The organism is Paenibacillus sp. FW126-R14 (assembly GCF_058789495.1).
Map to the genome: position 1 here is coordinate 1 of NZ_JBYTBS010000016.1, position 20,806 is coordinate 20,806.

Annotated in this window: 19 protein-coding genes; 14 read left to right on the top strand and 5 right to left on the bottom strand. The window is 51.8% G+C overall.

Annotated features, from left to right (window positions below; all coding sequences use genetic code 11):
- Nucleotides 1-112 precede the first annotated feature (112 nt).
- Both AC3WRW_RS12675 and AC3WRW_RS12680 read right to left on the bottom strand, forming a co-directional pair.
- Nucleotides 113-280 (bottom strand): hypothetical protein, encoded by a 168-nt coding sequence (locus AC3WRW_RS12675; RefSeq protein WP_492546682.1) that lies wholly within the window; start codon nucleotides 278-280, stop codon nucleotides 113-115.
- Nucleotides 281-311: 31 nt separating this feature from the next.
- Nucleotides 312-1,091, bottom strand: a complete 780-nt coding sequence (locus tag AC3WRW_RS12680) for a pirin family protein (RefSeq protein WP_492546683.1) — start codon at nucleotides 1,089-1,091, stop codon at nucleotides 312-314.
- 163 nt (nucleotides 1,092-1,254) lie between these two features.
- On the opposite strand from AC3WRW_RS12680, the gene AC3WRW_RS12685 reads away from it, so the two are divergent.
- The 7 genes from AC3WRW_RS12685 to AC3WRW_RS12715 all read left to right on the top strand — a co-directional run bounded on the left by AC3WRW_RS12685 (nucleotide 1,255) and on the right by AC3WRW_RS12715 (nucleotide 7,565).
- Nucleotides 1,255-1,680: a BlaI/MecI/CopY family transcriptional regulator gene (locus AC3WRW_RS12685; RefSeq protein ID WP_492546684.1), complete on the top strand. Its 426-nt coding sequence runs from the start codon at nucleotides 1,255-1,257 to the stop codon at nucleotides 1,678-1,680.
- Nucleotides 1,681-1,685: 5 nt separating this feature from the next.
- The gene (locus tag AC3WRW_RS12690) at nucleotides 1,686-2,525 is read left to right on the top strand and encodes a M56 family metallopeptidase (RefSeq protein ID WP_492546685.1); all 840 of its coding nucleotides are present in this window, start codon (nucleotides 1,686-1,688) and stop codon (nucleotides 2,523-2,525) included.
- Between the two features lie 359 nt (nucleotides 2,526-2,884).
- On the top strand, nucleotides 2,885-3,367 hold the full coding sequence (locus AC3WRW_RS12695) for a MarR family winged helix-turn-helix transcriptional regulator (RefSeq protein WP_492546764.1): 483 nt from the start codon (nucleotides 2,885-2,887) through the stop codon (nucleotides 3,365-3,367).
- Nucleotides 3,368-3,392: 25 nt separating this feature from the next.
- Nucleotides 3,393-4,832, top strand: a complete 1,440-nt coding sequence (locus AC3WRW_RS12700; RefSeq protein WP_492546686.1) for an aryl-sulfate sulfotransferase — start codon at nucleotides 3,393-3,395, stop codon at nucleotides 4,830-4,832.
- A 40-nt stretch (nucleotides 4,833-4,872) separates the two neighbouring features.
- Entirely contained in the window at nucleotides 4,873-5,961 is a 1,089-nt protein-coding gene (locus AC3WRW_RS12705) for an ABC transporter substrate-binding protein (RefSeq protein ID WP_492546687.1), read from the top strand.
- 18 nt (nucleotides 5,962-5,979) lie between these two features.
- Complete coding sequence (locus tag AC3WRW_RS12710; protein ID WP_492546688.1) at nucleotides 5,980-6,792, top strand: ABC transporter ATP-binding protein; 813 nt, start codon at nucleotides 5,980-5,982, stop codon at nucleotides 6,790-6,792.
- A complete protein-coding gene (locus AC3WRW_RS12715; RefSeq protein ID WP_492546689.1) occupies nucleotides 6,789-7,565 on the top strand; it encodes an ABC transporter permease in 777 nt (258 codons plus the stop codon). Before AC3WRW_RS12710 ends, AC3WRW_RS12715 begins: the two co-directional genes overlap by 4 nt.
- 263 nt (nucleotides 7,566-7,828) lie before the next feature.
- On the opposite strand, the gene AC3WRW_RS12720 is transcribed toward AC3WRW_RS12715, so the two are convergent.
- Nucleotides 7,829-8,104, bottom strand: a complete 276-nt coding sequence (locus AC3WRW_RS12720; protein WP_492546690.1) for a hypothetical protein — start codon at nucleotides 8,102-8,104, stop codon at nucleotides 7,829-7,831.
- 435 nt (nucleotides 8,105-8,539) lie between these two features.
- Between AC3WRW_RS12720 and AC3WRW_RS12725 the strand changes: the two genes are divergently transcribed.
- From AC3WRW_RS12725 to AC3WRW_RS12735, 3 genes are all read left to right on the top strand, one after another.
- The gene (locus AC3WRW_RS12725) at nucleotides 8,540-10,282 is read left to right on the top strand and encodes an ABC transporter ATP-binding protein (protein WP_492546691.1); all 1,743 of its coding nucleotides are present in this window, start codon (nucleotides 8,540-8,542) and stop codon (nucleotides 10,280-10,282) included.
- A gap of 53 nt (nucleotides 10,283-10,335) precedes the next feature.
- The gene (locus tag AC3WRW_RS12730) at nucleotides 10,336-12,390 is read left to right on the top strand and encodes an ABC transporter ATP-binding protein (RefSeq protein WP_492546692.1); all 2,055 of its coding nucleotides are present in this window, start codon (nucleotides 10,336-10,338) and stop codon (nucleotides 12,388-12,390) included.
- An 869-nt stretch (nucleotides 12,391-13,259) separates the two neighbouring features.
- Entirely contained in the window at nucleotides 13,260-13,553 is a 294-nt protein-coding gene (locus tag AC3WRW_RS12735) for a hypothetical protein (protein ID WP_492546693.1), read from the top strand.
- Nucleotides 13,554-13,619: 66 nt separating this feature from the next.
- Here the strand turns inward: AC3WRW_RS12735 and AC3WRW_RS12740 are convergent, their stop codons facing one another.
- A complete protein-coding gene (locus AC3WRW_RS12740; protein WP_492546694.1) occupies nucleotides 13,620-14,240 on the bottom strand; it encodes an NAD(P)-dependent oxidoreductase in 621 nt (206 codons plus the stop codon).
- A 161-nt stretch (nucleotides 14,241-14,401) separates the two neighbouring features.
- Between AC3WRW_RS12740 and rluF the strand changes: the two genes are divergently transcribed.
- The 3 genes from rluF (at nucleotide 14,402) to ilvA (ending at nucleotide 19,068) form a co-directional block, all read left to right on the top strand.
- On the top strand, nucleotides 14,402-15,130 hold the full coding sequence (gene rluF / locus AC3WRW_RS12745; RefSeq protein ID WP_492546695.1) for a 23S rRNA pseudouridine(2604) synthase RluF: 729 nt from the start codon (nucleotides 14,402-14,404) through the stop codon (nucleotides 15,128-15,130).
- 143 nt (nucleotides 15,131-15,273) lie between these two features.
- Complete coding sequence (locus AC3WRW_RS12750; protein ID WP_492546696.1) at nucleotides 15,274-17,628, top strand: S-layer homology domain-containing protein; 2,355 nt, start codon at nucleotides 15,274-15,276, stop codon at nucleotides 17,626-17,628.
- A 183-nt stretch (nucleotides 17,629-17,811) separates the two neighbouring features.
- Nucleotides 17,812-19,068 carry a threonine ammonia-lyase IlvA gene (gene ilvA, locus AC3WRW_RS12755; protein ID WP_492546697.1) on the top strand — a complete coding sequence of 419 codons (1,257 nt, stop codon included), beginning with the start codon at nucleotides 17,812-17,814 and terminating at the stop codon, nucleotides 19,066-19,068.
- 36 nt (nucleotides 19,069-19,104) lie between these two features.
- Here the strand turns inward: ilvA and AC3WRW_RS12760 are convergent, their stop codons facing one another.
- Complete coding sequence (locus tag AC3WRW_RS12760; protein WP_492546698.1) at nucleotides 19,105-19,230, bottom strand: hypothetical protein; 126 nt, start codon at nucleotides 19,228-19,230, stop codon at nucleotides 19,105-19,107.
- A 45-nt stretch (nucleotides 19,231-19,275) separates the two neighbouring features.
- On the opposite strand from AC3WRW_RS12760, the gene AC3WRW_RS12765 reads away from it, so the two are divergent.
- Nucleotides 19,276-20,802 carry a putative bifunctional diguanylate cyclase/phosphodiesterase gene (locus AC3WRW_RS12765; RefSeq protein ID WP_492546699.1) on the top strand — a complete coding sequence of 509 codons (1,527 nt, stop codon included), beginning with the start codon at nucleotides 19,276-19,278 and terminating at the stop codon, nucleotides 20,800-20,802.
- Nucleotides 20,803-20,806 lie beyond the last annotated feature (4 nt).

A 20,806-nucleotide genomic window follows, 5' to 3' on the forward strand; every position in this document is an offset into this window, starting at 1 on the left:
CACACCTCTAACCTTTATTGTTGTATTTATTATAAAGGTTGTTCCTTAGTGTGTGTATACAGAAAAGTCTACCATCAGAATTGATCGAATAGAGGATCATAGTTCCCTTCAGCTAGCCGAAGCTTCGATTATCTGCAAAATAAGGGATCGCAGTTCCCATTTGCCATATTTTCGCCCAGTCCAGCCCCGCACCCAGTCGCGCACCATCCAGTCTTTGCACCATCCAGCCCCGCATTACCCAGTCGCGCATCATCCAGTCTTTGCACCGCCAGTCCTGCACTACCCAGTCCCATCACACCAGCCGCCCAGCCTTATTTGCGGTACAGCGCGTACCCCGGGTCCACCGGCACTTCGATCGCGATGATGCGCAGGCCTTGCTCGCTATCCGCCTTCAGTTGAAGCGCCTCGCCTTCCGGGCTATCCGGCCCGACAACGACAAAATCTTTATGGGACAAAGCTTGAGGCGCTTTGCCAGCTGCGGCGGCTTCGCTGAACCCTTGCCCTCTAATAACCAAAAAGGCCAACTGCCGCTTTGGATCAAGGGAGTAAGTGAACGATGCCCCCGGTTCGAAGCTCCAATCATACATGTTCGCGTCGGTATCCAGTTGAATCGGAGCGTCACCGCCAATGACATGCTTCACTGTTACGCCGTCGTGCTGGCGGACCGGGAATCGGCCATGCTCATACTGATTGTAAGTGGCAGGCTTTTTCACTGTTTCGCTGAGATGAGGCTCGAACCAGATCTGCATGCCCTCGGACCCGACGGTCCGGAACGCCTCCGCGTGATAGACGCCTGAACCGGCTTGAATGACTTGAGCGCCGCCGTTTGTCACGGTTTCCAGAGAGCCTAGCGAATCGCGGTGTTCCACGAGTCCTTCAATCACATAGGTAACGATTTCGAACGCTTTGTGCGGGTGCATCCCGATTTCCGCAACATCGGCCGCTTTCCCCCAGGCCCAGTAAAATAAGGAACCTACCCGGTCTACCGCTGTTTTCTCGCCAGGAAAGCTAATTGCGCGCTGCTCCATGAATTTGCCCCCGTCAAATGCGCCAACACCTTGTTGATCAGCCGAAAATACTTGTATATGCATAAGAATCGCTCCTCTACTATAAAATATTTAATTACTAACTATATGTAAGTATTATAAATCTTTTTTACCCCCATGTAAAGTGTCATCCCGTATCGCCAAAGGCTTATCTTGACTTCTCTGCACAACCCGACCTACAATTTGTAGTGTAAGGAGTGTGTATATTATGAAAATGCAAAATTTTAAATATGAAGGAAGCGGACTTAACCGTTTTTTCGGCCCCTTGGAAGCCAGAATTATGGAGATTCTTTGGGACAAAGCTCAGGAGATGACGATTAAGGACGTCCAACAGAAGCTTGATAACGACAGCGATAACAAAGCGAATAATTTCAACACCGTCATGACCGTGATGAACCGTCTGGTGGACAAAGGCATTTTGCAGAAGAAAGCTGTTGCCCGTTCCTCTCTGTACAAGCCGGTTGTAACAAGAGAAGCATTCATGGAAGCTCAATCCAAGGAGCTCACGCTGGATCTGATTGAAGAGTTCGGCTCGCTGGCGGTGACCCATATGGTGGATGCACTGGATAAAGTAGATCCCGGCTTGCTGGACCAATTGGAGCAGAAAATCAAAGACATGAAAAAGGATCGATAACCGATATGGAAAAGCGATTGAAATGGCTGTATGCGGCTTCTTTAGCCTTGGCAGGGGTTGTTTTGGGACAAATGCTGCTGTTTGTCGGCCAGTTTCTCTTCAACTCGAAAGCTCGCTACAACATCTTTGATTTGTGTGTCATCCTATTTAAAAATCTCCATATACCTGCGCCCCTTGCGCTTACTTTGGTGAATATGGTGATCATCTATACGCTCAGCGCAGTTGTTTGGCTGACGATTCGGCAGGCATATCAGGCGGCTAAAGCGAAGAAACTTGTTGAAAGACACCAAAATGCCCAGCTCGCCTTGCAGTACCGCGGCATGCACCGGCTGGAGGCGCATCAACTGCGAATTATATCTGTCAAAACGCCAACGGCCATGACGATAGGCTTATGGAAGCCGCAGATCATTCTGTCGACCGGACTGCTGGGTATGCTGGAACCGGGCGAGCTTCAGGCTGTGATCGAGCATGAAAAAAGCCACATGAAGCACCGCGATCCGCTCGCTGTCTTCCTGCTTTCCGTCATTTCCAAGGCGTTCTGGTACATTCCGCTATTCGCTTGGCTGGCTGACAAATACCCCATTATGATTGAGCTTAGGGCGGATAAGTATGCGATTGGCCAAATGAATCAATCTGCAGATTTAGGCAGCGCTCTCCTCAAGCTGCTCAAACAGCAAGCGCCGACACAGCATCTATCCTTATCCCATGCTTCATTCGCCGAAACATCCATGAATGTTCGCATTCAGCATATTCTTGATCCGCAAATGAACGTAGTTCCTCCGTGGCCTCTGCTTCGAATGGCGGTTTCGCTGCTCACCTTTATTCTGCTGATGGGGCTCATTTAGAGATCTGCGGCGTTCTTGAACGTGTCATTTAGCGTACAGGCAAGGCAACAATGTCTGTATGCTTTTTTGTTGTTTCAAGCGCCGGAGAAACCAGCGGATTATTTTTTATTAAAACCAACTTGACAGGTATGAATTGTGGGTTTAATATTAGGCTACAATCCTTTAACGTTCATTATTTTAGGACTGAAATAATTTCATACGCCGATTGGACCGCCAAAGGCCGCAACGAATTCCCGGGAACGGGGAGGATGTTGGGCTTTTTTTCATGTTAACGAACGAAGACAGGTTCAAGAAGGAAAGGTGTTAGCGTGCACAACGAATGGTCACGACTTGAAGAAATTGATTGGTTGTTTCGCCGCATGGTCCGCAAGTTTGTCAAGGAACGCGATAAAGTATCGATTGAAGGCATTGCGCTGCCTGGCATGCTGATTATGCACAAAATAGCCCGCGATGGCGAGCAGCGGCTCGGGGATTTGGCGGAGCAGCTGGATTTGACCTCCGGGGCCATTACGGCATTATGCGACAAGCTGGAGAAGAAGGGATTTGCGGTTCGCCGCCGCATGGAGGAGGATCGGCGCACGGTGCTGCTCGCTATTACGGAGGAAGGGCGCAGCTTGCTGGCGCGCCACCGCAACATCAGCCAGAGGTCGATTGAGTTGTTGTTCGGCCAATTTACCGAGCAGGAGATTGGCTGGCAGAAGGACGCCTTCCTTCGGATTACCAACAATTTGGAGGGCTTCTCAGAGACGGTGCTGAAGCTGGCGCAGGACAACGCAGCATCCAAAGTGGAGCAGGCCAAACCTGCGACCCAAGTCACAACGGGCAATTTTTTGAACTATTAACTTATGTTGCAAAGGAGAGATGGGGATGGGACACCCTACGATTTACCCGACGGGAGCAACCGTCTATTTACCGGAGAAAGCATGGAGCGGCTATACGATTTTTCAGGCGGCCGATGAAGGAGCTTTGCTCATTGACATGAGCGGAAAAGAAGTTCATCTATGGAAGGGCCTTCGCGGCTTCCCGAATAAAATATTGCCGGGCGGCTATGTAACGGGCAGCACCAAAGAGCGCGATCCGAGGTACGGCTTCCAGGATGAGGCGGATCTCGTCCAAGTGGATTGGAACGGCAATATTGTCTGGCGCTTCAACCGCTATGAGCTTATCCAGGATCCCGGCTATGAGCCGGAGTGGATGGCCCGCGCCCATCACGACTATCAGCGGGAAGGCAATCCGGTCGGCTATTACGCCCCGGGGCAGGAGCCGAAGACGAATGGCGGCCGCACGCTTATTCTTGCTCACAGAAATGTCAGCAAACTGGAAATTTCGGATAAGGTGCTTTTGGACGACACGATTATTGAAGTCGATTGGGAGGGCAACATCCTCTGGGAGTGGGCGGTTAGCGACCATTTCGAGGAGCTCGGCTTTGACGAAGCGGCGAAAAACGTGCTGTTCCGCGATCCGAACGGCCGGCACTTCGGCAACGATACCGGCGGCGACTGGATGCACATCAATTCCGCCTCTTGGGTCGGGCCGAATAAGTTCTACGATGCCGGGGACGAACGCTTCCATCCTGACAATATTATTTGGGACGCCCGCGAGTCCAACATTATCGCTATTACCGACCGGCGCACAGGCCGCATTGTCTGGCAGCTCGGACCGGATTACTCGAAGCCGGAAGTCAAGCATCTCGGCTGGATCATCGGTCAGCATCATGCGCATATCATTCCGAAAGGACTGCCGGGCGAAGGGAATTTGCTCGTATTCGACAACGGCGGCTGGGGCGGGTACGGACTGCCGAATCCATCTTCTCCTTACGGTCAGAAGAACGCCCTTCGCGATCATTCGCGCGTGCTGGAGATCAACCCGGTTACCCTGCAGATCGAATGGCAGTATACGCCAACCGAAGCGGGCTTCATAGCGCCGCTGGACTCTTATCGCTTCTATAGCCCGTACATCAGCTCCGCACAGCGGCTGCCCAACGGCAACACGCTCATTACGGAAGGAGCGGACGGCCGCATTTTTGAAGTAACAAGCGCACACGAGCTCGTATGGGAATATATTTCCCCTTACAAAAATAAGCGCAACGCCAACATGGTCTACCGCGCTTACCGCGTGCCTTACGAGTGGGTGCCGCAGCTGCCTAAACCTCAGGAGGAAGCTATTGTACCGCTTGATGTCGCCGATTACCGGGTGCCCGGCGCTGCCGGAAGGGGCACGGAATCGGTCGTGGCCGTCACGGGTACGCATTCCTTCGATGAAGGCGCCTTCTGCGTGGCCAGCACGGACGAAACGCCTGATAAATAGCCGTCGATACATAATCCAATAAAGCCTGAGGGGGAATACCATGAGCAAAATAAAACGACGTTCCACGCATCTTGTGCTGGCCGTTATGACTTTGTTGGCCGTTGCTCTTACAGCTTGCGGCAAGGACAACAGCAAGCCGGTCAATGGCACGGCATCGTCGCCGTCAGCGAGCACAGCGGCACAGCAGGCTTCTACAGCAGCGGCGAAGACGGAGGTCAAGTCCGACCCAATCAAGGTCAAAATTGCCGATATTTTGACGAATCCGGTGTTCCGGGTTGCGAAGACCAAAGGATTTTTCGACAAATACGGTATTGACGCTGAACTCGTTACGTTCGCTACGCCGGCGGAAGGCATCAATTCGCTTTTTATCAAGCAGACTGACATCGCATGGGGTGCGGACTTTCCGGTTTTGAACGCGGTCAGCAAAGGGGATTATTCCATTATTGCAGCGACGGGTACGAACACGGACGTTTCGGCGGCGCAATGGAAGTTGTACGTCAGGGATGACATCCAGAAGGCGGCAGATCTGAAGGGGAAGAAGCTTAGCACGCTGCGGGGGACCTTCCTGCCGTACTTGTGGGACGAATATTTAAAAGCCAGCGGCATCGCGACAGCCGATACGAAGCAGATCGGGCAAGGCGGCTTCGATGAGGCGTATGTCGCATTGAAGAAGGGTGACATTGACGCCACCTGGGTGACTGGATCTGCACTGCTCGCTAAGTTCGCTGAGGTGAAAGGCATCCATGAGCTGACGGATATGTCCAAAACGAAAGTAAGAATCGGGGGCGCTATTATCGCACCGAACGAGCTGATTAAGACGCATCCGCAAGGCGTTGCGAATTTCCTGACTGCGCTAAATGAAGCATCCAAGTTTGTTGCTGCGAATCCCGACGAGACGGCCGATATTTTATTTAAGGAAGTGAAGCAGCCTAAGGAAGCGACGATTCGCGATATTCCGACGAACAATTGGGAGCTCGGTTTTAAACAAGGATCGTTCGACAGCTTGACCAGCCAGAAGCAATACATGGTGACAGAGGGCATTATTAAAGATGATTTTGACTTGAAAACCAAATTGAACTTGGACAGCATCCGCAAAGCGCTGCCGGATCGAGTTACTTACGCACGCTAAGAAAGGGAGGAGATGGGGATGTCGTTAGCTGACGCTGTATCAACGACCATTACGATCGAACAGCTCGACAAGAGCTACGCCGAGCCTAAGTCTGGCAAACCCGGCGACGTTCATTATATTATCAAGAACATCGATTTGGTCATTAAAGGCGGGGAGTTTTTCGTGCTGCTCGGACCGAGCGGGTGCGGCAAGTCAACGCTGCTGAATATGATCGCCGGGTTTGTCGCTAAGTCCAGCGGGCGGCTGCGCGTGGGTGAAACCGAAATCGACGGGCCCGGCTGGGAGCGAGCGGTTGTGTTTCAGCAAGCGGATGCGGCGTTGTTTCCGTGGCTAACCGTGCGGCAGAATGTGGAGTTCGGGCTGAAGATGCGCAAGCATCCGAAGGAGCGCCGCAAGGAAGTTTCGGATCGATTCATCCAGCTTGTCGGCTTATATGGGCATGAGAACAAGTTCCCGCGCGAGCTGTCCGGGGGAATGAAGCAGCGGGTGCAGCTCGCGCGCGTCTTGGCTAACGATCCTGCCATTTTGCTCATGGATGAACCGTTCGGAGCACTTGATGCGATGACGCGTCGCATGATGCAGAAAGAATTATCCCAAATTTGGAAAGAGACGGTCAAGACGGTCATCTTCGTCACGCACGATATTCAAGAAGCGCTGCTGCTCGGGGAACGGATTGCGGTGATGTCCGCTGGGCCGAACGCACGAATTTCGGATATTTACGAAGTGCCGTTCGCTTACCCGCGCGAGGCGGCTTCCCCGGAATTTTACGCGCTGCACAGGAAAATTCAGTCTCACTTCGATGCGGAGCTGGAAGGAGCGGGGTATCCATGAGCACTTTAGGAAATAAGTGGGTGACTATTCCGCTCCTATGGCTGCTGGCCCTGCTGGTCTGGCAGTTGGGCGCTTGGCTGTACGGCCCGGAAGTCGTGCCTGGCCCGGTCGCAACCTGGCTAGGCGCACGGGAGCTGCTGCAGGACGGATCGCTAATGTATTACATCGGCATCAGCTTCTACCGGGTGCTTGTCGGTTGGGCACTCGGCAGCCTGCTGGCGATTCCGATCGGGCTCACAATCGGCAAAGTAAAGGCTATTCGCATGTTTGCCGAACCGTTTCTGAACTTCATCAGGTTCATTCCGCCGATTGCTTTCATTACGCTGTTCCTCGTCTGGTTCGGCATCGGGGAACAATCCAAAATTGCGCTGATCACCTATGCGACGCTGTTCATCGTCATTATGAACACGTTGACAGGCGTACTGTCGGTGGAGGAAGACAAAATTCGTTCCGCCCGCAGCATGGGCGCTTCGGAGTGGCAAATATTGCTCCACGTCGTCATTCCTGCGACAACGCCTTACATCTTTACCGGCATTCGGCTCGCCATGGGCACTTCGTATATGGCGATCATCGGCGCGGAGATGATTGCCGCCAACGAAGGGGTCGGCTTCCTGATTTGGAACTCCCGACTGTTTTTCCGTACCGATTGGATATTCGTCGGTTTGATCAGCCTCGGTCTGATGGGCTTCATTACCGATCGCCTCGTGGGCTGGATCGGCCGAAAGACGCTGCACCGCTATGGCATTGTCAGTTCAGGTCCTCTCAGGCGGTAGCTCTTTTCAATCGAGATAAGAGCCAAGTCCCCTTGTAGTTGGCAGGTTTCCGGTTTCTTTTACATAAAGATGAGAGGGTATCCCTAGTCATTTTCCATGACTTATGGGATACCCTCTTTGTGCAATCTTGCTTCTGCAGTCGGATTAAAGGGGAAATTCTCCTCTACTCTCACTGCAGAAGCCTGTCAGAGCCTTTTAGCGGGAGATATTCCTGTCAACTCACCTCGTTGGGATAGCCCCTTTTAACTCATAACGCTCTATGCTCAAACAGGCTCGTCCAGCTCCAGCTCCTCCGGCGTGAAACGGTTATCCCACAGAAAAACCATATCGTACTTTGTCGAATCGCGGCTAACAAACCGGGCAATGAGTGCAACAACACCTCCGATGACCGCCCCGAATGCGGCAATCCATCCTATCAAAGCCCATACTTGGTCGACCATGCCCATCCACTCCCCCAGCGCGATATAAACCCCTATGCCTATGAATATGCCGGATGATTTTGAAACATGTGTGACAATGGAAAAGGGATTCAATGGCAAGTAAATGCATCCGAAATGTCGAGGTAAGAGAGTTCTTTTATAGTCTTTTTCTCCGATTGACAGAGGCTTGAAAAGGGTGTTAAGATCACCTCTGTAAGCGCGAATATACAACTTTTGTAAATTATAAAGACGCAAGCTGGTTGCGGTTAAGAAGGAGGGTTTCAAGATGATTATGATGGTTCTGGATCCAATTGTTCATTTTGAGCACGAAGAAATCGATCTGCCAATTTCATACTTAGTAACCCGTCTGTTAGCCGAAACTGAAGCTCCTTAACGGTGCTTTTTATTTGGCTGCTGCAACCCCTTCACATACGCTGATGAAGAAGCGCGGGTTACGAAGAAGTTCGTAACGAGCGCTTTTCTGTTTTTAGAAAGGGCATATCGCTGCGTGCGGTGTGCCTTTTTGCGTGAATAAGCAAAGGAGTGATGAAATTCATGTTTACCGTATTGAAAAAATTAGCCTGGTTTTTCCGAATGAACTGGAAGCGGTACACGTTAGCGATTGGGCTTCTGATTATCGTCGGAATCATCGATGTGATACCTCCGAAGCTGATTGGCTACGCGATTGACGGCATACACATGGGGACTTTAACAGGCAGCAAGCTGTTCCAGCTGCTCGCCTTCTGGGGGACGTTGATCGTAGCCGGCTATGGATTGTCTTATGTCTGGCTGTACCAACTGTTCGGGGGCGCTTTTGTCCTGGAGCGCGTGCTTCGCTCCCGATTAATGAGGCATCTGCTGCGGATGACGCCAACCTTCTATGAGCGCAACCGTACGGGAGATCTCATGGCCAGGGCCACGAACGATTTGCAGGCGGTCTCGACAACAGCAGGTTTCGGGATTTTGACCTTCGTCGATTCAACGTTGTTCATGCTGACCATTCTCGCTATGATGGGCTTCTTCATCAGCTGGAAGCTGACGCTCGCGGCGATCTTGCCGCTGCCTTTTATGGCTGCTGCCATCACGATCTATGGGGGGCGCATCCACGAGAGGTTCATCCGCGCTCAGGACGCTTTCGGTCAAATGAACGACCGGGTGCTCGAGACGATTGCCGGGGTGCGCGTCATCCGCGCTTTTGTCCAGGAAAAAGCCAGTGAACAAAGCTTCAAAACGATGACAGACGACGTATTCCGCAAAAATATAGCGGTTGCTCTGATCGACGCCCTTTTTGAACCAACGGTCAAAATCCTTGTAGGGATCTCCTATTTAATCGGTCTCTGCTACGGAGGGTATATGGTGTTCCATAGTGAGTTAACGCTTGGGGAGCTGGTGTCTTTCAACACGTTCCTTGGCATGCTGATTTGGCCGATGTTCGCGATCGGCGAGCTGATGAACATCATGCAGCGCGGCAATGCTTCGCTGGATCGGGTGAATGAGACGCTTGGCTATAAGCCGGATGTCAAAGACGAGCCGAATGCCACGACGCTGCTGCTGCCCAATTCCATCAGCTTCAAAAGTGTTACTTTCCGTTATCCGTCATCTTCCATTGATAATCTCGTCAACATTTCCTTCCACCTGAAACGCGGACAGACGCTCGGCATTGTAGGCCGTACAGGAAGCGGCAAAACGACGCTCCTCAAACAGCTGCTGCGCGAGTATCCGCTAGGAAAAGGCACGGTTGCCGTTTCGGATACGCCGATTGAGCAGTTGAAGATCGATACGATGCACGGCTGGATCGGGTATGTTCCGCAGGAGCCGATTCTATTCTCCAAAACAGTGAGAGAGAACATCATGTTCGGCGGCAGCCAAGGCACCGAGGAACAGCTCATGCAAGCGCTGGAGCTTGCGGCTTTCCGCAAGGACGTCCAGTTCCTGCCGGACGGCTTGGAAACTTTGGTTGGCGAGAAAGGCGTGGCCTTATCCGGCGGCCAGAAGCAGCGCGTATCGATTGCGCGGGCGCTCTATGTAGATCCGGAAATCCTCATGCTGGATGACGCCCTTTCCGCAGTGGACGCCAAGACAGAGGCGGAAATTATCCGCGGCATCCGCTCCGAGCGCGCCGGCAAAACGACGCTGATCACGACGCACCGGCTGTCTGCGGTTCAGCATGCCGATTTGATTTTGGTGCTGGATGAGGGGTATATCGTGGAGCAAGGCACACATGAAGAGCTGCTGGCACTCGGCGGCTGGTATAAAGAGCAGTATGACCGTCAGCAATTAGAGGAGCAGGTTAGCTGAACGGAAGAAATAGAGAAACGATGACATCTTGTGAAAAGAAGGTGAGAACCCTTATGAAACAAACAGGGAAGCGGTTATTTCAATATGCGGCGATTTTCAAAAAGCCTTTGCTGATCGCGCTGTTGTGCTTATCCGTCGCGGTAGCCACGGAGCTGGCCGGCCCTTTCATCGCCAAGAGGATGATCGACACGCACATCCTTGGCATTGAGAAGCCTTGGTATGAGACGGTGTCAGCCACGCAAACCGAGAAGGCGGTCCCGTGGAACGGGACCTTCTATAAGCGGAGCGATCATTTTGCGGCAGGGGAGCCGAAGGGGCAGGAGATTCGTATTCTGCAGGCAGGCACCCAGTTTGTCTGGTTGGATCAGCCGCTCGCTTTTGACGGCGCCCGCAAGCTGACGCCGGACGGGAAGCTTACGATTACGCAGGGAACGGAACAGGCGGAGTATACGGTTAAAAAGCTCGGCATTCAGGAGCTCTACACGTTCTATCAGCCTGAATTCACCAGCTTAATGAAGCTGGCAGCCCTTTATTTTGTGCTGATTCTCATTGGCGCAGGCTTTACCTATGGTCAGCGCTATTTGCTGCAGTCCGCGGCGAATCGGATCATTCAGCGGATGCGGAGCGATGTGTTCGCCCAGATTCAACGGCTGCCGATCAACTATTTTGACAATCAGCCGGCGGGGAAAATAGTTTCCCGGATCACGAACGATACGGAGTCTGTCAAAGATCTGTACGTTCAGGTGTTAGCGAACTTTTTTACAGGAACGATTTATATCGTAGGTATCATAGCGGCTTTGTTCATACTAGACTATAGATTAGCGTTATTCACGCTGCCTGTTCTGCCTTTGCTCTATGGATGGATTATTGTTTACCGCAAATATGCCTCGCACTATAATCATGAAATCCGGGAGCGGATCGGTTCCATCAACGGGATGATTAATGAGGCGATTCAAGGGATGACGATCATCCAGGCTTTCCGCAGACAAAAGGAAACGACGCAAGAATTCGAGCAATTGAACGAGGAATACACGAAGTATCAAAATAAATTGCTCAGCCTGAACTCGCTGACTTCCCATAACTTGATGAACGTTGTGCGGAACCTGTTCTTCTTCGGTCTCATCTGGTATGTCGGCGGCAGCTCGTTGCATTCGTTAATCACGGTCGGCGTTCTGTACGCATTCGTTGATTATTTGAACCGCATGTTCCATCCGATGGTCGGCATTGTGAATCAACTTCCGAACCTGGAGCGGGCCATTGTATCGGCCGATCGCGTATTCGAGCTGCTGGATGAGCAAGGCATTGACGTAGCGACCGGGCAGTCTGAGCGCTATCTGGGCAACGTGAAGTTCGAGCATGTTCGTTTTGCTTACAAAGAAGGCGAAAATGTTCTGAAGGATATCACGTTCGAGGCCAAACAGGGGCAGACGGTAGCGCTTGTGGGGCATACCGGATCGGGCAAAAGCTCCATCTTGAATTTGCTCTTCCGCTTCTACGATGTGAACGAGGGCCGCATCACGGTGGACGGCCGCGATGTGCGCGAGATGCCCAAACAGGAGCTGCGGCAGCATATGGGCATCGTGCTGCAGGACCCGTTCCTGTTCACGGGGACGATTGCGTCCAATGTCTCCTTGGACGATCCGTCCATCACCCGGGAACGGGTCGAGGCGGCGCTGCGCGAGGTCGGCGCAGCGGAGATGTTTCAAAGCCTGCCACACGGCATCGACGAGCCCGTGATCGAGAAGGGCAGCACGCTGTCGGCCGGTCAGCGGCAGCTCATTTCTTTTGCCCGGGCGCTGGCGTTCGACCCGGCGATCTTGATCCTCGATGAGGCGACGGCCTCCATCGACACCGAGACCGAGGCCGTCATTCAGGCGGCGCTCGAGGTGCTGTCGAAGGGGCGGACCACCTTCATCATTGCCCATCGCTTGTCGACGATTAAGAACGCCGACCAAATTCTTGTGCTCGACCACGGCGAAATCGTCGAGCGGGGCAATCACGAGGAGCTGATGGGGCTCCTCGGGCGGTATTATCAGATGTACCAGCTGCAGCAGGGACATCCGGAGACAGCCGCCGCTGGCGAGGACGGACTGCGGAGCGGCCTGTAGGGGCGCAGCTAGGGGCAACTGCTGCGTAGACCGCCTTTTGGCGCTGTAACTCCGCATGCTGCATTTTGTTGCACTATTTAGATGCAACGTAGAAGCGGTCAGAGCCATGGAGTTCCGCTCTACGTTGCACTTTGTACAATTTGAGAGCGGCATATTCGTCGAATTCCCGCACTATGTTGTACAAAGTGCAAGCATTTAGCCGGAAAAGCCCCCAATATGGCCATTTTCCGCCTGGAACGTTGTACAAAGCACAACATAGCTGCGTGCGGAGGCGTAATTACAGCTATAGTGTTGCATAAAGTACAACATAGGAAAGACCGTTAGGCGAAAGCCAAGCGGTCTTTTTTTTGCGCGCTGGTGTGTAGCCCGTGCTGTACATCTCGTGCTCGTGTTTAGCCCGTGCTGTACATCTCGTGCTGGTGTGTAGCCCTTGCTGCACATCTTATGCTGGCGTTTAGCTATTGCTGTGCATCTCGTGCTGGTGTTAAGCCCTTGTTGTACATCTCATGCTGGTATTAGCCCTTGCTGCACATCTCATGCTGGCGTTTAGCCCTTGTTGTGCATCTCGTGCTGGTGTTAAGCCCTTGCTGTACATCTCATGCTGGTGTTGAGCCCTTGCTGTACATCTCGTGCTCGTGTTTAGCCCGTGTTGTACATCTTATGCTGGTGTTAAGCCTACGTTGCACATCTCATGCAGGCACCCGATTCGCCGTATCCCTGCCCTCACGGGCGCCCAGTGCCGGTTGGATTTCTCCCATAAAATTGGGTTTACCGGCATTTCTAGAACACAAAGCCCTATGCTACAATAGGGTATAGAAATAATTTCCTTATTGAATTGGAGGAGCTGTATACGTTCAGATACAATTCGTTTGCTCAACTTGCTTCAGCTGCTGTCGGAAATCGCGATTGCGGTCGGGTATTTGCTGGGGCTTATCCCTTTCGTGTACCTGTGGTCCTGTTCGTGGGTAATCCCGCTCGTTTTCGTCAATGTAGTGTTTGCGATTCTCACTAACAATGGGACCACGATCAAGTCGATTATCAACATCATTATGGCTTTTTTAAGTTTTATTCCTGTGGCTGGGTATGTGTTCCGCATTATCGGTATTTTGATCTCCGGGCTCAACATCGCAGCTTTGTCCGGGGAAAGAGGCAGACGCTACTAAAACGCAAAAAAGGATGGAAGCCCAAACGGCGACCATCCTTTTCTTATGCCTCTTTCCGATCCGGATCTAGTAGGCCAATCCCACGCGGTGCCCGATGTGATCGCCTGCGCAAGCGGTAAGGTAAGTAAAAGCCGCCGTGTCCCCCACGGAGATGGATTTGCCGTCATCCGGCAAGAAATCCCGTTCCACACGGTAGGTTCCAAGCGCCTCGCCGTCCGGCAAATAGGTTGGGCAGACGACGGTCCACGCCAAGCCGGAGGCCTGCAGCAGCTCCCAGGCTTTACGATGTTCCTCGGCGGCCCGTGTAGAGGAGCGTCTGGTGTCTGGCGTTTCGTAGCGGAGCAGTCCGGGATGCTCCTTGCTTTGCAGGATGCCGGCTGTACCGACCGTGACGATGAGGCTCACGCCATGAGATTTCATAGCCTGGATGAGAAGGGGCGTGACCTCCGTCAGCACGGTACCGCCATCGGTGCCGAGGCAGCTGATTACGATATCTACGCCGTCAAGGGAACGGCGGATGTTTTCAGGGTCGCATGCGTCTCCTTGCAGCAAGGTCAGCTGTTCGGAGCCGATCTTTACTTTATGAGGATCTCGCACAAGCACGGTTGCTTTGTGGTTGTCTGCCAGCGCTTGCTCCAAAACGCGAGACCCTACTCTTCCTGTAGCTCCCAATATAAGAAAATGCATGCTAGCCTCCATGTTGGTTTAGTGTGCTATCTATTATACGCTCCTTGCTTGTCAGGAGGAAATGCTCCTTGCCACTGCTGACTTGAACCGTCGTGTTGAATCCAGCATAATAGAAGGTACCTAGGGAATAGGATCACGGCATAGAAGGGGATTTCCCAAGCATGAGAATCAATAAATTTATTAGTGAAACAGGGGTTTGCTCCAGGCGGGAAGCGGACAAGTGGGTGGAAGCGAAACGCGTTACCATCAACGGCGAGCTTGCCGGACTGGGGAGCGTCGTAGGTCCGGGCGACGAAGTTCGGATCGATGGCAAACCGATTGGCGAGAAGAAGGAGCACGTCTATATTGCGCTCAATAAGCCGGTGGGCATTACGAGCACGACAGAAGCTCATATTCGAGGCAATATTGTAGATTTTGTCGGGCACTCGGAACGTATTTTTCCGATAGGCCGACTGGATAAAGATTCCGAGGGTCTCATCCTGCTAACGAATAACGGGGACATCGTGAACCAGATATTGCGCGCGGAAAATAATCACGACAAAGAGTACATCGTGACGGTGAACCGTCCGATAACGCCCATGTTCTTGAAGGGAATGGCGAGCGGTGTTCGAATTCTCGGCACGGTCACGAAGCCTTGCGAAATTTATCCGGTTGGCGACCGTGTTTTTCGGATTATTCTTACGCAGGGTCTTAACCGGCAAATTCGCCGCATGTGCGAAGCGTTCGGTTACCGGGTGGTGCGCTTGCAGCGTGTGCGGATCATGCATATTCATCTGGGGAATCTGAAGGTGGGCAAATGGCGCGATTTAACGCAAGGGGAAATGAAGGAGCTCATGCACACCCTAAGCACTGAAAACGCAAAACCAAGCAGTTCCCAAAACGATCTATAAACCACAACACATGTCCATACATCCTTCAGGGTGATTGGAGATGTGTTTTTTTATTTTTATGCGGGTTGTCAGCAACTTTCTTTTGGTCTCCTGCGTTAAGGAGTATTATGGGAAATTTTATGTTTAAAAGGAGGAAGAGGACTTTGAAATTAGTTAAACAAGCAGGAACGCTGGCACTTGCTTCAAGTTTGCTGCTCACGGCGGCTCCGGCCGTTTGGGCCAATGAGGTGACTGCGGACAGCAAGGCCATTTCACTACCTGTCATGCCTGGCGGAGGCGCTAAGACGCTGGATGCCAAAATCACGAAAGAGCAGGCGCTGGAACGGGCGAAAGCCTATATAACGCTGCCTGAAGGCTACATCTTTCAATCGGTCAGTTTAAACGCTTACTATGGGATCAACGGCCGAAATTTCCCGACGTGGAACATTAATTATGTGAAAAAGGTGAAGGACCAGAACTACGGTTATATGAACGTAGCCATCAATGGCATGGACGGGTCGCTAACCTCTTATTCCATGAACGACAATGATCCCGACCGGAAGCCAAGTTATCCGCCAAAGGTAGATTTCCAAGCAGCCAAAGATGTCGCTGCCGCTTTCATTGCTAAAGTAAACCCAGACAAGCAAAAAGAGCTTATTTACAACGATTCGGAAGAGAAGGCGTTCCGCACGCCTCTGAATGGCAATTACCAATATAATATCCGCTACGATCGAGCGGTTGACGGTGTTCCGTTTGCCATCAATGGTATTTCGGTAAGCGTCAATGGAGAAGGCCAAGTTACGAATTATAACTTTAACTGGATGGATAACGTGACATTCCAGCAGAACGTGACGCCGATTACGAAAGAGAAGGCCGCACAATTGTTCCGTGACAAAGCCGATTTATCGCTTGTTTATCAGATTCCATACGGCGCCAAAGGAAAGAAATTGCCGATTATTTCTTATATGATGAATGGGTTCTCGCTGAATGCGGTAACCGGAGACGTGTGGCAGGCAGTTCCGCAGAAGCAGGAAACCAAGCCGCTGACGGACAAACCTTTGGGCGAGCGCCCGGCGGCAACGCTGAATCTGACGAAGGATGAGGCTGTGAAAAAGGTAAGCAGCGTGTTCAATCTTTCGTCCGACTACAAGCTCCAGGAGGCTTCCTACAACGAAGGATCGAACCCTGAAACCGAGGAAACCAATTCCAATTGGAACCTGAGCTGGAACATGGTTTCTGAGAATGACCCTGCAGGGAAATTGGGCAGCGGGGGCGCTTGGGCCAGTGTGAACAGCAAAACCGGTGAAATTACGAATTTCAATAGCTATGTGCCGTACGGGCCTGACACGGCTAAGGAGATTGAAGGCAAGATTTCCTTAGAGGACGCAGTGGCCAAGAGCATTGATTTCGTGAAAAAGCAAGTCCCTGCGTACACCGATCAATTGGTGCTCAGCAAGCAATCCGAAAAGGATTACCCTGAGGAGCAGCTTAAACATATGCGGAATTGGGATATCCGCTTCAATCGCGTCATCGACGGCGTTGCAGCAGGCTATGAGGCTGTGTCGATCGGCATTGACCGTGTAACGGGCCAAATCGTGAACTATCAGTTCGGACTCAGCGACATGACGTATCCGAGCCAGAAACCGGAGGTTCTGGCCCTTGATACAGCCAAGGATCTATGGCTCTCCCAGTTTGATATTCAATTAAACTATGTGCTCGAAAACGGCGGGTACAACGGCGTCATTCCGTTTGAGAAATACAATGTCATGGTAGCCGCAGGAGAGATTCCTCCAACGGCAGCTCCGACGAATGCCAATGAGAAAGTGGAAGCTAAGCTTGTTTACTCGCTCATTCCGAAGTTCAACCGTGAGACGTTCCTGCTCGATGCGCAAACCGGAAAGTGGAGAAACAGCCAAACCGGCGAAATCATGTCTTTGGATAAGGTAACCGTAAGCGATATCGACAGCCACTGGGCGAAAAACGAACTACAACTCATGGTGGATTACCAAGCGCTTGATGTGAAAGACGGCAAAGTCAACCCGGACCAACTGATTAAGCGGGGCGAGCTGGTCAAAATGCTTGTCATCGCCATGAATGGCGGGAGCGGGGGCATTTATTACGGAGCGGAACGCAAGGCATCGTTTGCGGATGTAGGCAGCGCTTCGCCTTACTTCGCATATGTCGAGAATGCGGTCGACCGCGGTTTGCTGGACGCTGGCCCTGAATTCAATCCGGAAGCTACGCTGGATCGCGAAGAGATGGCCAAACTGATCGTGAAGGCGCTTGGGTACCAAAACTTGGCGAAATTCGACGGCGTATTCAACAACCGTTTCACGGATGCCGCTGAGGTCAAGCAAGTAGGCGTGGCAGCCATTGTTGTCGGGCTGAACATTATGTCTCTGGACGGCGGCAAGTTTGCGCCGAAGCAAGAAGTGACGAAGGCTCAAGCAGCCAGCGCCTTTTACCGCTTCCTGCAGAAACGGGCGGAGCTGCAGGATTCGCCGCGTTTCTATTACTAGGACGCTGCAAGGAATAAAAGAGCTGTCCTCAAGCGGAGCGTTCTACTTGAGGGCAGCTTTTCGCGCAGTATAAGCGAATTCAAAAAATGTTCCAATAATATTTTCTTACAGGCGCTCTCCAGTATGCTACAATAATCTTTAAAATTTATTAAGCATTTTGGAGAGAAAGGAAGTAAGAGAAAAATGGTTGTTTCCGGAAAAGTAGGTTTGGAAGATATTATTAGGGCCAATCATGTGCTCAGCAAGGTGATCGAACCATCGCCTCTGCAACGCAATGAGCAGCTCTCTAACTTGTATGAATGCAACGTTTATCTGAAACGTGAAGATATGCAAGTCGTCCGGTCTTTTAAAATTCGCGGAGCGTACAATGTGATTCAAAGCTTGACGCCGGAGGAACGCGAAGCGGGTGTTGTGTGCGCAAGCGCCGGCAATCATGCGCAGGGCGTGGCCTACTCCTGCAAACAGCTTGGCATCGAAGGGAAAATCTTCATGCCGACGACGACGCCAAGACAAAAAATCGCGCAGGTGAAGCTGTTTGGCGGAGCTTTTGTAGAAGTGATTCTGACTGGGGATTCTTTCGATGATTCCTCCAACCATGCGAAGGCGTACTGTGCGAAAGAAAACAAAGTGTTCATTCACCCGTTTGACGACGTGCGTACGATTGCCGGGCAAGGGACTGTCGGTTTGGAGATTATGAATCAAATGTCCGAGACGCCGGACTTTATCTTCGCGACGATCGGCGGAGGCGGCCTTGTAGCGGGCGTGGCGACTTATGTGGACAGCGTTTCTCCGCGCACGCAAATCGTTGGCGTTGAGCCGGAGGGCGCCGCCAGCATGCAGGAGTCGCTCAAGCAGGGTAAAGTCGTAACCTTGTCCACGATCGAGAAGTTTGTGGACGGAGCTGCAGTCAAACAGGTAGGCGAGCTGACTTTTGACATTTGTCAAGAGAAACTGGACGATATCGTCATCATTCCTTCAGGCAAAGAATGTACGACGATCCTGGAGCTTTACAATAACAATGCCATTGTCATCGAGCCGGCAGGCGCGCTTCCTGTTGCGGCGCTTGATGCGTACAGGGATCAGATTCGCGGCAAGAACGTGGTGTGCATCATTAGCGGCGGCAACAACGATATTGACCGGATGCAGCAAATCAAGGAAAGATCGCTCGTGTACGAGGGGTTGAAGCACTATTTTATCCTCAATTTCCCGCAGCGCGCGGGCTCCTTGCGTGAATTTCTGGAAGAAGTCCTGGGACCGACTGACGATATTACCCGATTTGAGTATACGAAAAAAAATAACCGGGATGATGCTCCTGCACTAGTCGGTATTGAGCTCAAAAATAAAGACGATTACGAGGGGCTCATCGAGCGCCTGTCCCGGAAGGACTATGGCTATATCGAAATCAATAAGGATCCGAAACTGTTTAATTTGCTGATTTAAGAAAGAATAGCCAGGCTGGGAATAACTATGCTATAGTTAATTAGTCCCGTTTTTTACGTTTTTAACCTGAATATCCCTATAGGCGTCTAAGGTTGCCATGCCTACAACGACGGCTGGGCAGCCAACAGGATGCTGTTTATCGACACCCAAGGCTATTCCCATTTGGAATAGCCTTTTTTTGATCACCGGAATGGAGGTTCCCCCCCAATGAGAAGCTTTTTTATAAAGTGGATCCAACGGACCAAAGCGCAGGAGCTCCGCTATTTGGGCTTACTGGGCTTTTTTCTGCTGACAGTCAATCTGCTTGCCGTTGCTTCTTTCAAAATTACCCCTAAAGTTTTATTGTTTGTCCTCATTCAAGCGTTTATCTGCTTCTTTTTTGCCGTATTTATACGCCGCTTGCGGTTAAGGGGACTCGAGCAGGAGGAGAAGAGCAAAGAGCTTGCCTATCTGGCCTACCATGATACATTAACGGGATTGCCTAACCGCCGGTTGTTCGAAGACCGGTTGAACAGTGTGCTGCTCCATGCTCAGCGGCATGATCAACTTGCGGCCGTTGTCTTTTTGGATATGGACAGGTTCAAGGAAGTCAATGATTCTTTGGGTCATGCTTGCGGAGACCGTCTCATTCGATTGGCTGCCGAAAGATTGCTGGCCTGTCTGCGGGGATCTGACACGGTTTATCGGCAGGGCGGCGATGAGTTTATTATTTTGCTCGAATCTTTTACCAAACCGGAAGATGTGAGAGTGGTAGCTACGCGCATTCAATCGGTTTTGGAGGAACCTTTTATTCTGGATGGAAAGCCTGTCGCGATCACAGCCAGCATGGGAATTGCGCTTTATCCGCTGGACGGCACACGGCCCGAGCACCTCTTGCAGCGTGCGGACGAGGCGATGTATGAAGCCAAAAGCCAGGAGAATAGCCGTTTTCAATTCTACGCCTCGGACATCGATGTCAGGGTGAAGACTAAAGCCCACATGGAAAACGAGCTCCGTTCGGCCCTGGAACAGGAACGATTTGAATTGCGGTATCAACCGCAATATGAAATCGCGGGACGTAAGCTGATCGGGATGGAAGTCAGCCTTCATTGGGAGAAAGGGAGCAGTCAGCTGCGCACCGTTATGGATTGGCGCAAAGCAGCCGAAGAATTGGGCTTCATGGTGCCAATCGGCCATTGGGCGATGCGGACGGCATGCAAGCAGATGAGAGCCTGGCAGGACGCAGGCCATGAACCGTTAAGGATGACGATTGCGATTACAGCCTCGCAGTTCAAAAGCGACTATTTCACGGGAGAAATTGCTGAGATCCTGCAAGAGACGGGAATGGATCCCGGGCAGATCGAGTTGGACCTGACAGAGAGCATTACGTCGTCGAATGTGCAGGAAGCGAGCAAGAAGTTGCTGATGCTGAAGAAGCTTGGCGTGCGCATTACGATGGATGATTTGTGTACCGGGTTGTTTGCGCGAAGCGGCTTGGAGGGCATGCCGTTTGACAGTGTGAAGCTGGACAGCACTTTGATCAGGGATCTGGTCGATGATGACGAGAATCAACTGCTCGCTGCCGCTATCGTTCGGATGGCTAACCGCTGGGGATTGAATCTGATTGCGAAAGGCGTCGAAACGGAGGAGCAGTTCGAATACCTGAAATTTCTCCAATGCAAGGAGGTGCAAGGAGAACTATTTAGCCAACCGCTGGTGCCTGATCAATTTTTGACGTTATTGGTCGAAAAATAAAAGA

Bases quoted from the DNA above. Each gene is read 5' to 3' on its own strand.
- AC3WRW_RS12680 (WP_492546683.1), bottom strand. From the start codon at position 1,091: ATGCATATACAAGTATTTTCGGCTGATCAACAAGGTGTTGGCGCATTT.
- AC3WRW_RS12685 (WP_492546684.1), top strand. From the start codon at position 1,255: ATGAAAATGCAAAATTTTAAATATGAAGGAAGCGGACTTAACCGTTTT.
- AC3WRW_RS12690 (WP_492546685.1), top strand. From the start codon at position 1,686: ATGGAAAAGCGATTGAAATGGCTGTATGCGGCTTCTTTAGCCTTGGCA.
- AC3WRW_RS12695 (WP_492546764.1), top strand. From the start codon at position 2,885: ATGGTCCGCAAGTTTGTCAAGGAACGCGATAAAGTATCGATTGAAGGC.
- AC3WRW_RS12700 (WP_492546686.1), top strand. From the start codon at position 3,393: ATGGGACACCCTACGATTTACCCGACGGGAGCAACCGTCTATTTACCG.
- AC3WRW_RS12705 (WP_492546687.1), top strand. From the start codon at position 4,873: ATGAGCAAAATAAAACGACGTTCCACGCATCTTGTGCTGGCCGTTATG.
- AC3WRW_RS12710 (WP_492546688.1), top strand. From the start codon at position 5,980: ATGTCGTTAGCTGACGCTGTATCAACGACCATTACGATCGAACAGCTC.
- AC3WRW_RS12715 (WP_492546689.1), top strand. From the start codon at position 6,789: ATGAGCACTTTAGGAAATAAGTGGGTGACTATTCCGCTCCTATGGCTG.
- AC3WRW_RS12725 (WP_492546691.1), top strand. From the start codon at position 8,540: ATGTTTACCGTATTGAAAAAATTAGCCTGGTTTTTCCGAATGAACTGG.
- AC3WRW_RS12730 (WP_492546692.1), top strand. From the start codon at position 10,336: ATGAAACAAACAGGGAAGCGGTTATTTCAATATGCGGCGATTTTCAAA.
- AC3WRW_RS12740 (WP_492546694.1), bottom strand. From the start codon at position 14,240: ATGCATTTTCTTATATTGGGAGCTACAGGAAGAGTAGGGTCTCGCGTT.
- rluF (WP_492546695.1), top strand. From the start codon at position 14,402: ATGAGAATCAATAAATTTATTAGTGAAACAGGGGTTTGCTCCAGGCGG.
- ilvA (WP_492546697.1), top strand. From the start codon at position 17,812: ATGGTTGTTTCCGGAAAAGTAGGTTTGGAAGATATTATTAGGGCCAAT.
- AC3WRW_RS12760 (WP_492546698.1), bottom strand. From the start codon at position 19,230: ATGGGAATAGCCTTGGGTGTCGATAAACAGCATCCTGTTGGCTGCCCA.
- AC3WRW_RS12765 (WP_492546699.1), top strand. From the start codon at position 19,276: ATGAGAAGCTTTTTTATAAAGTGGATCCAACGGACCAAAGCGCAGGAG.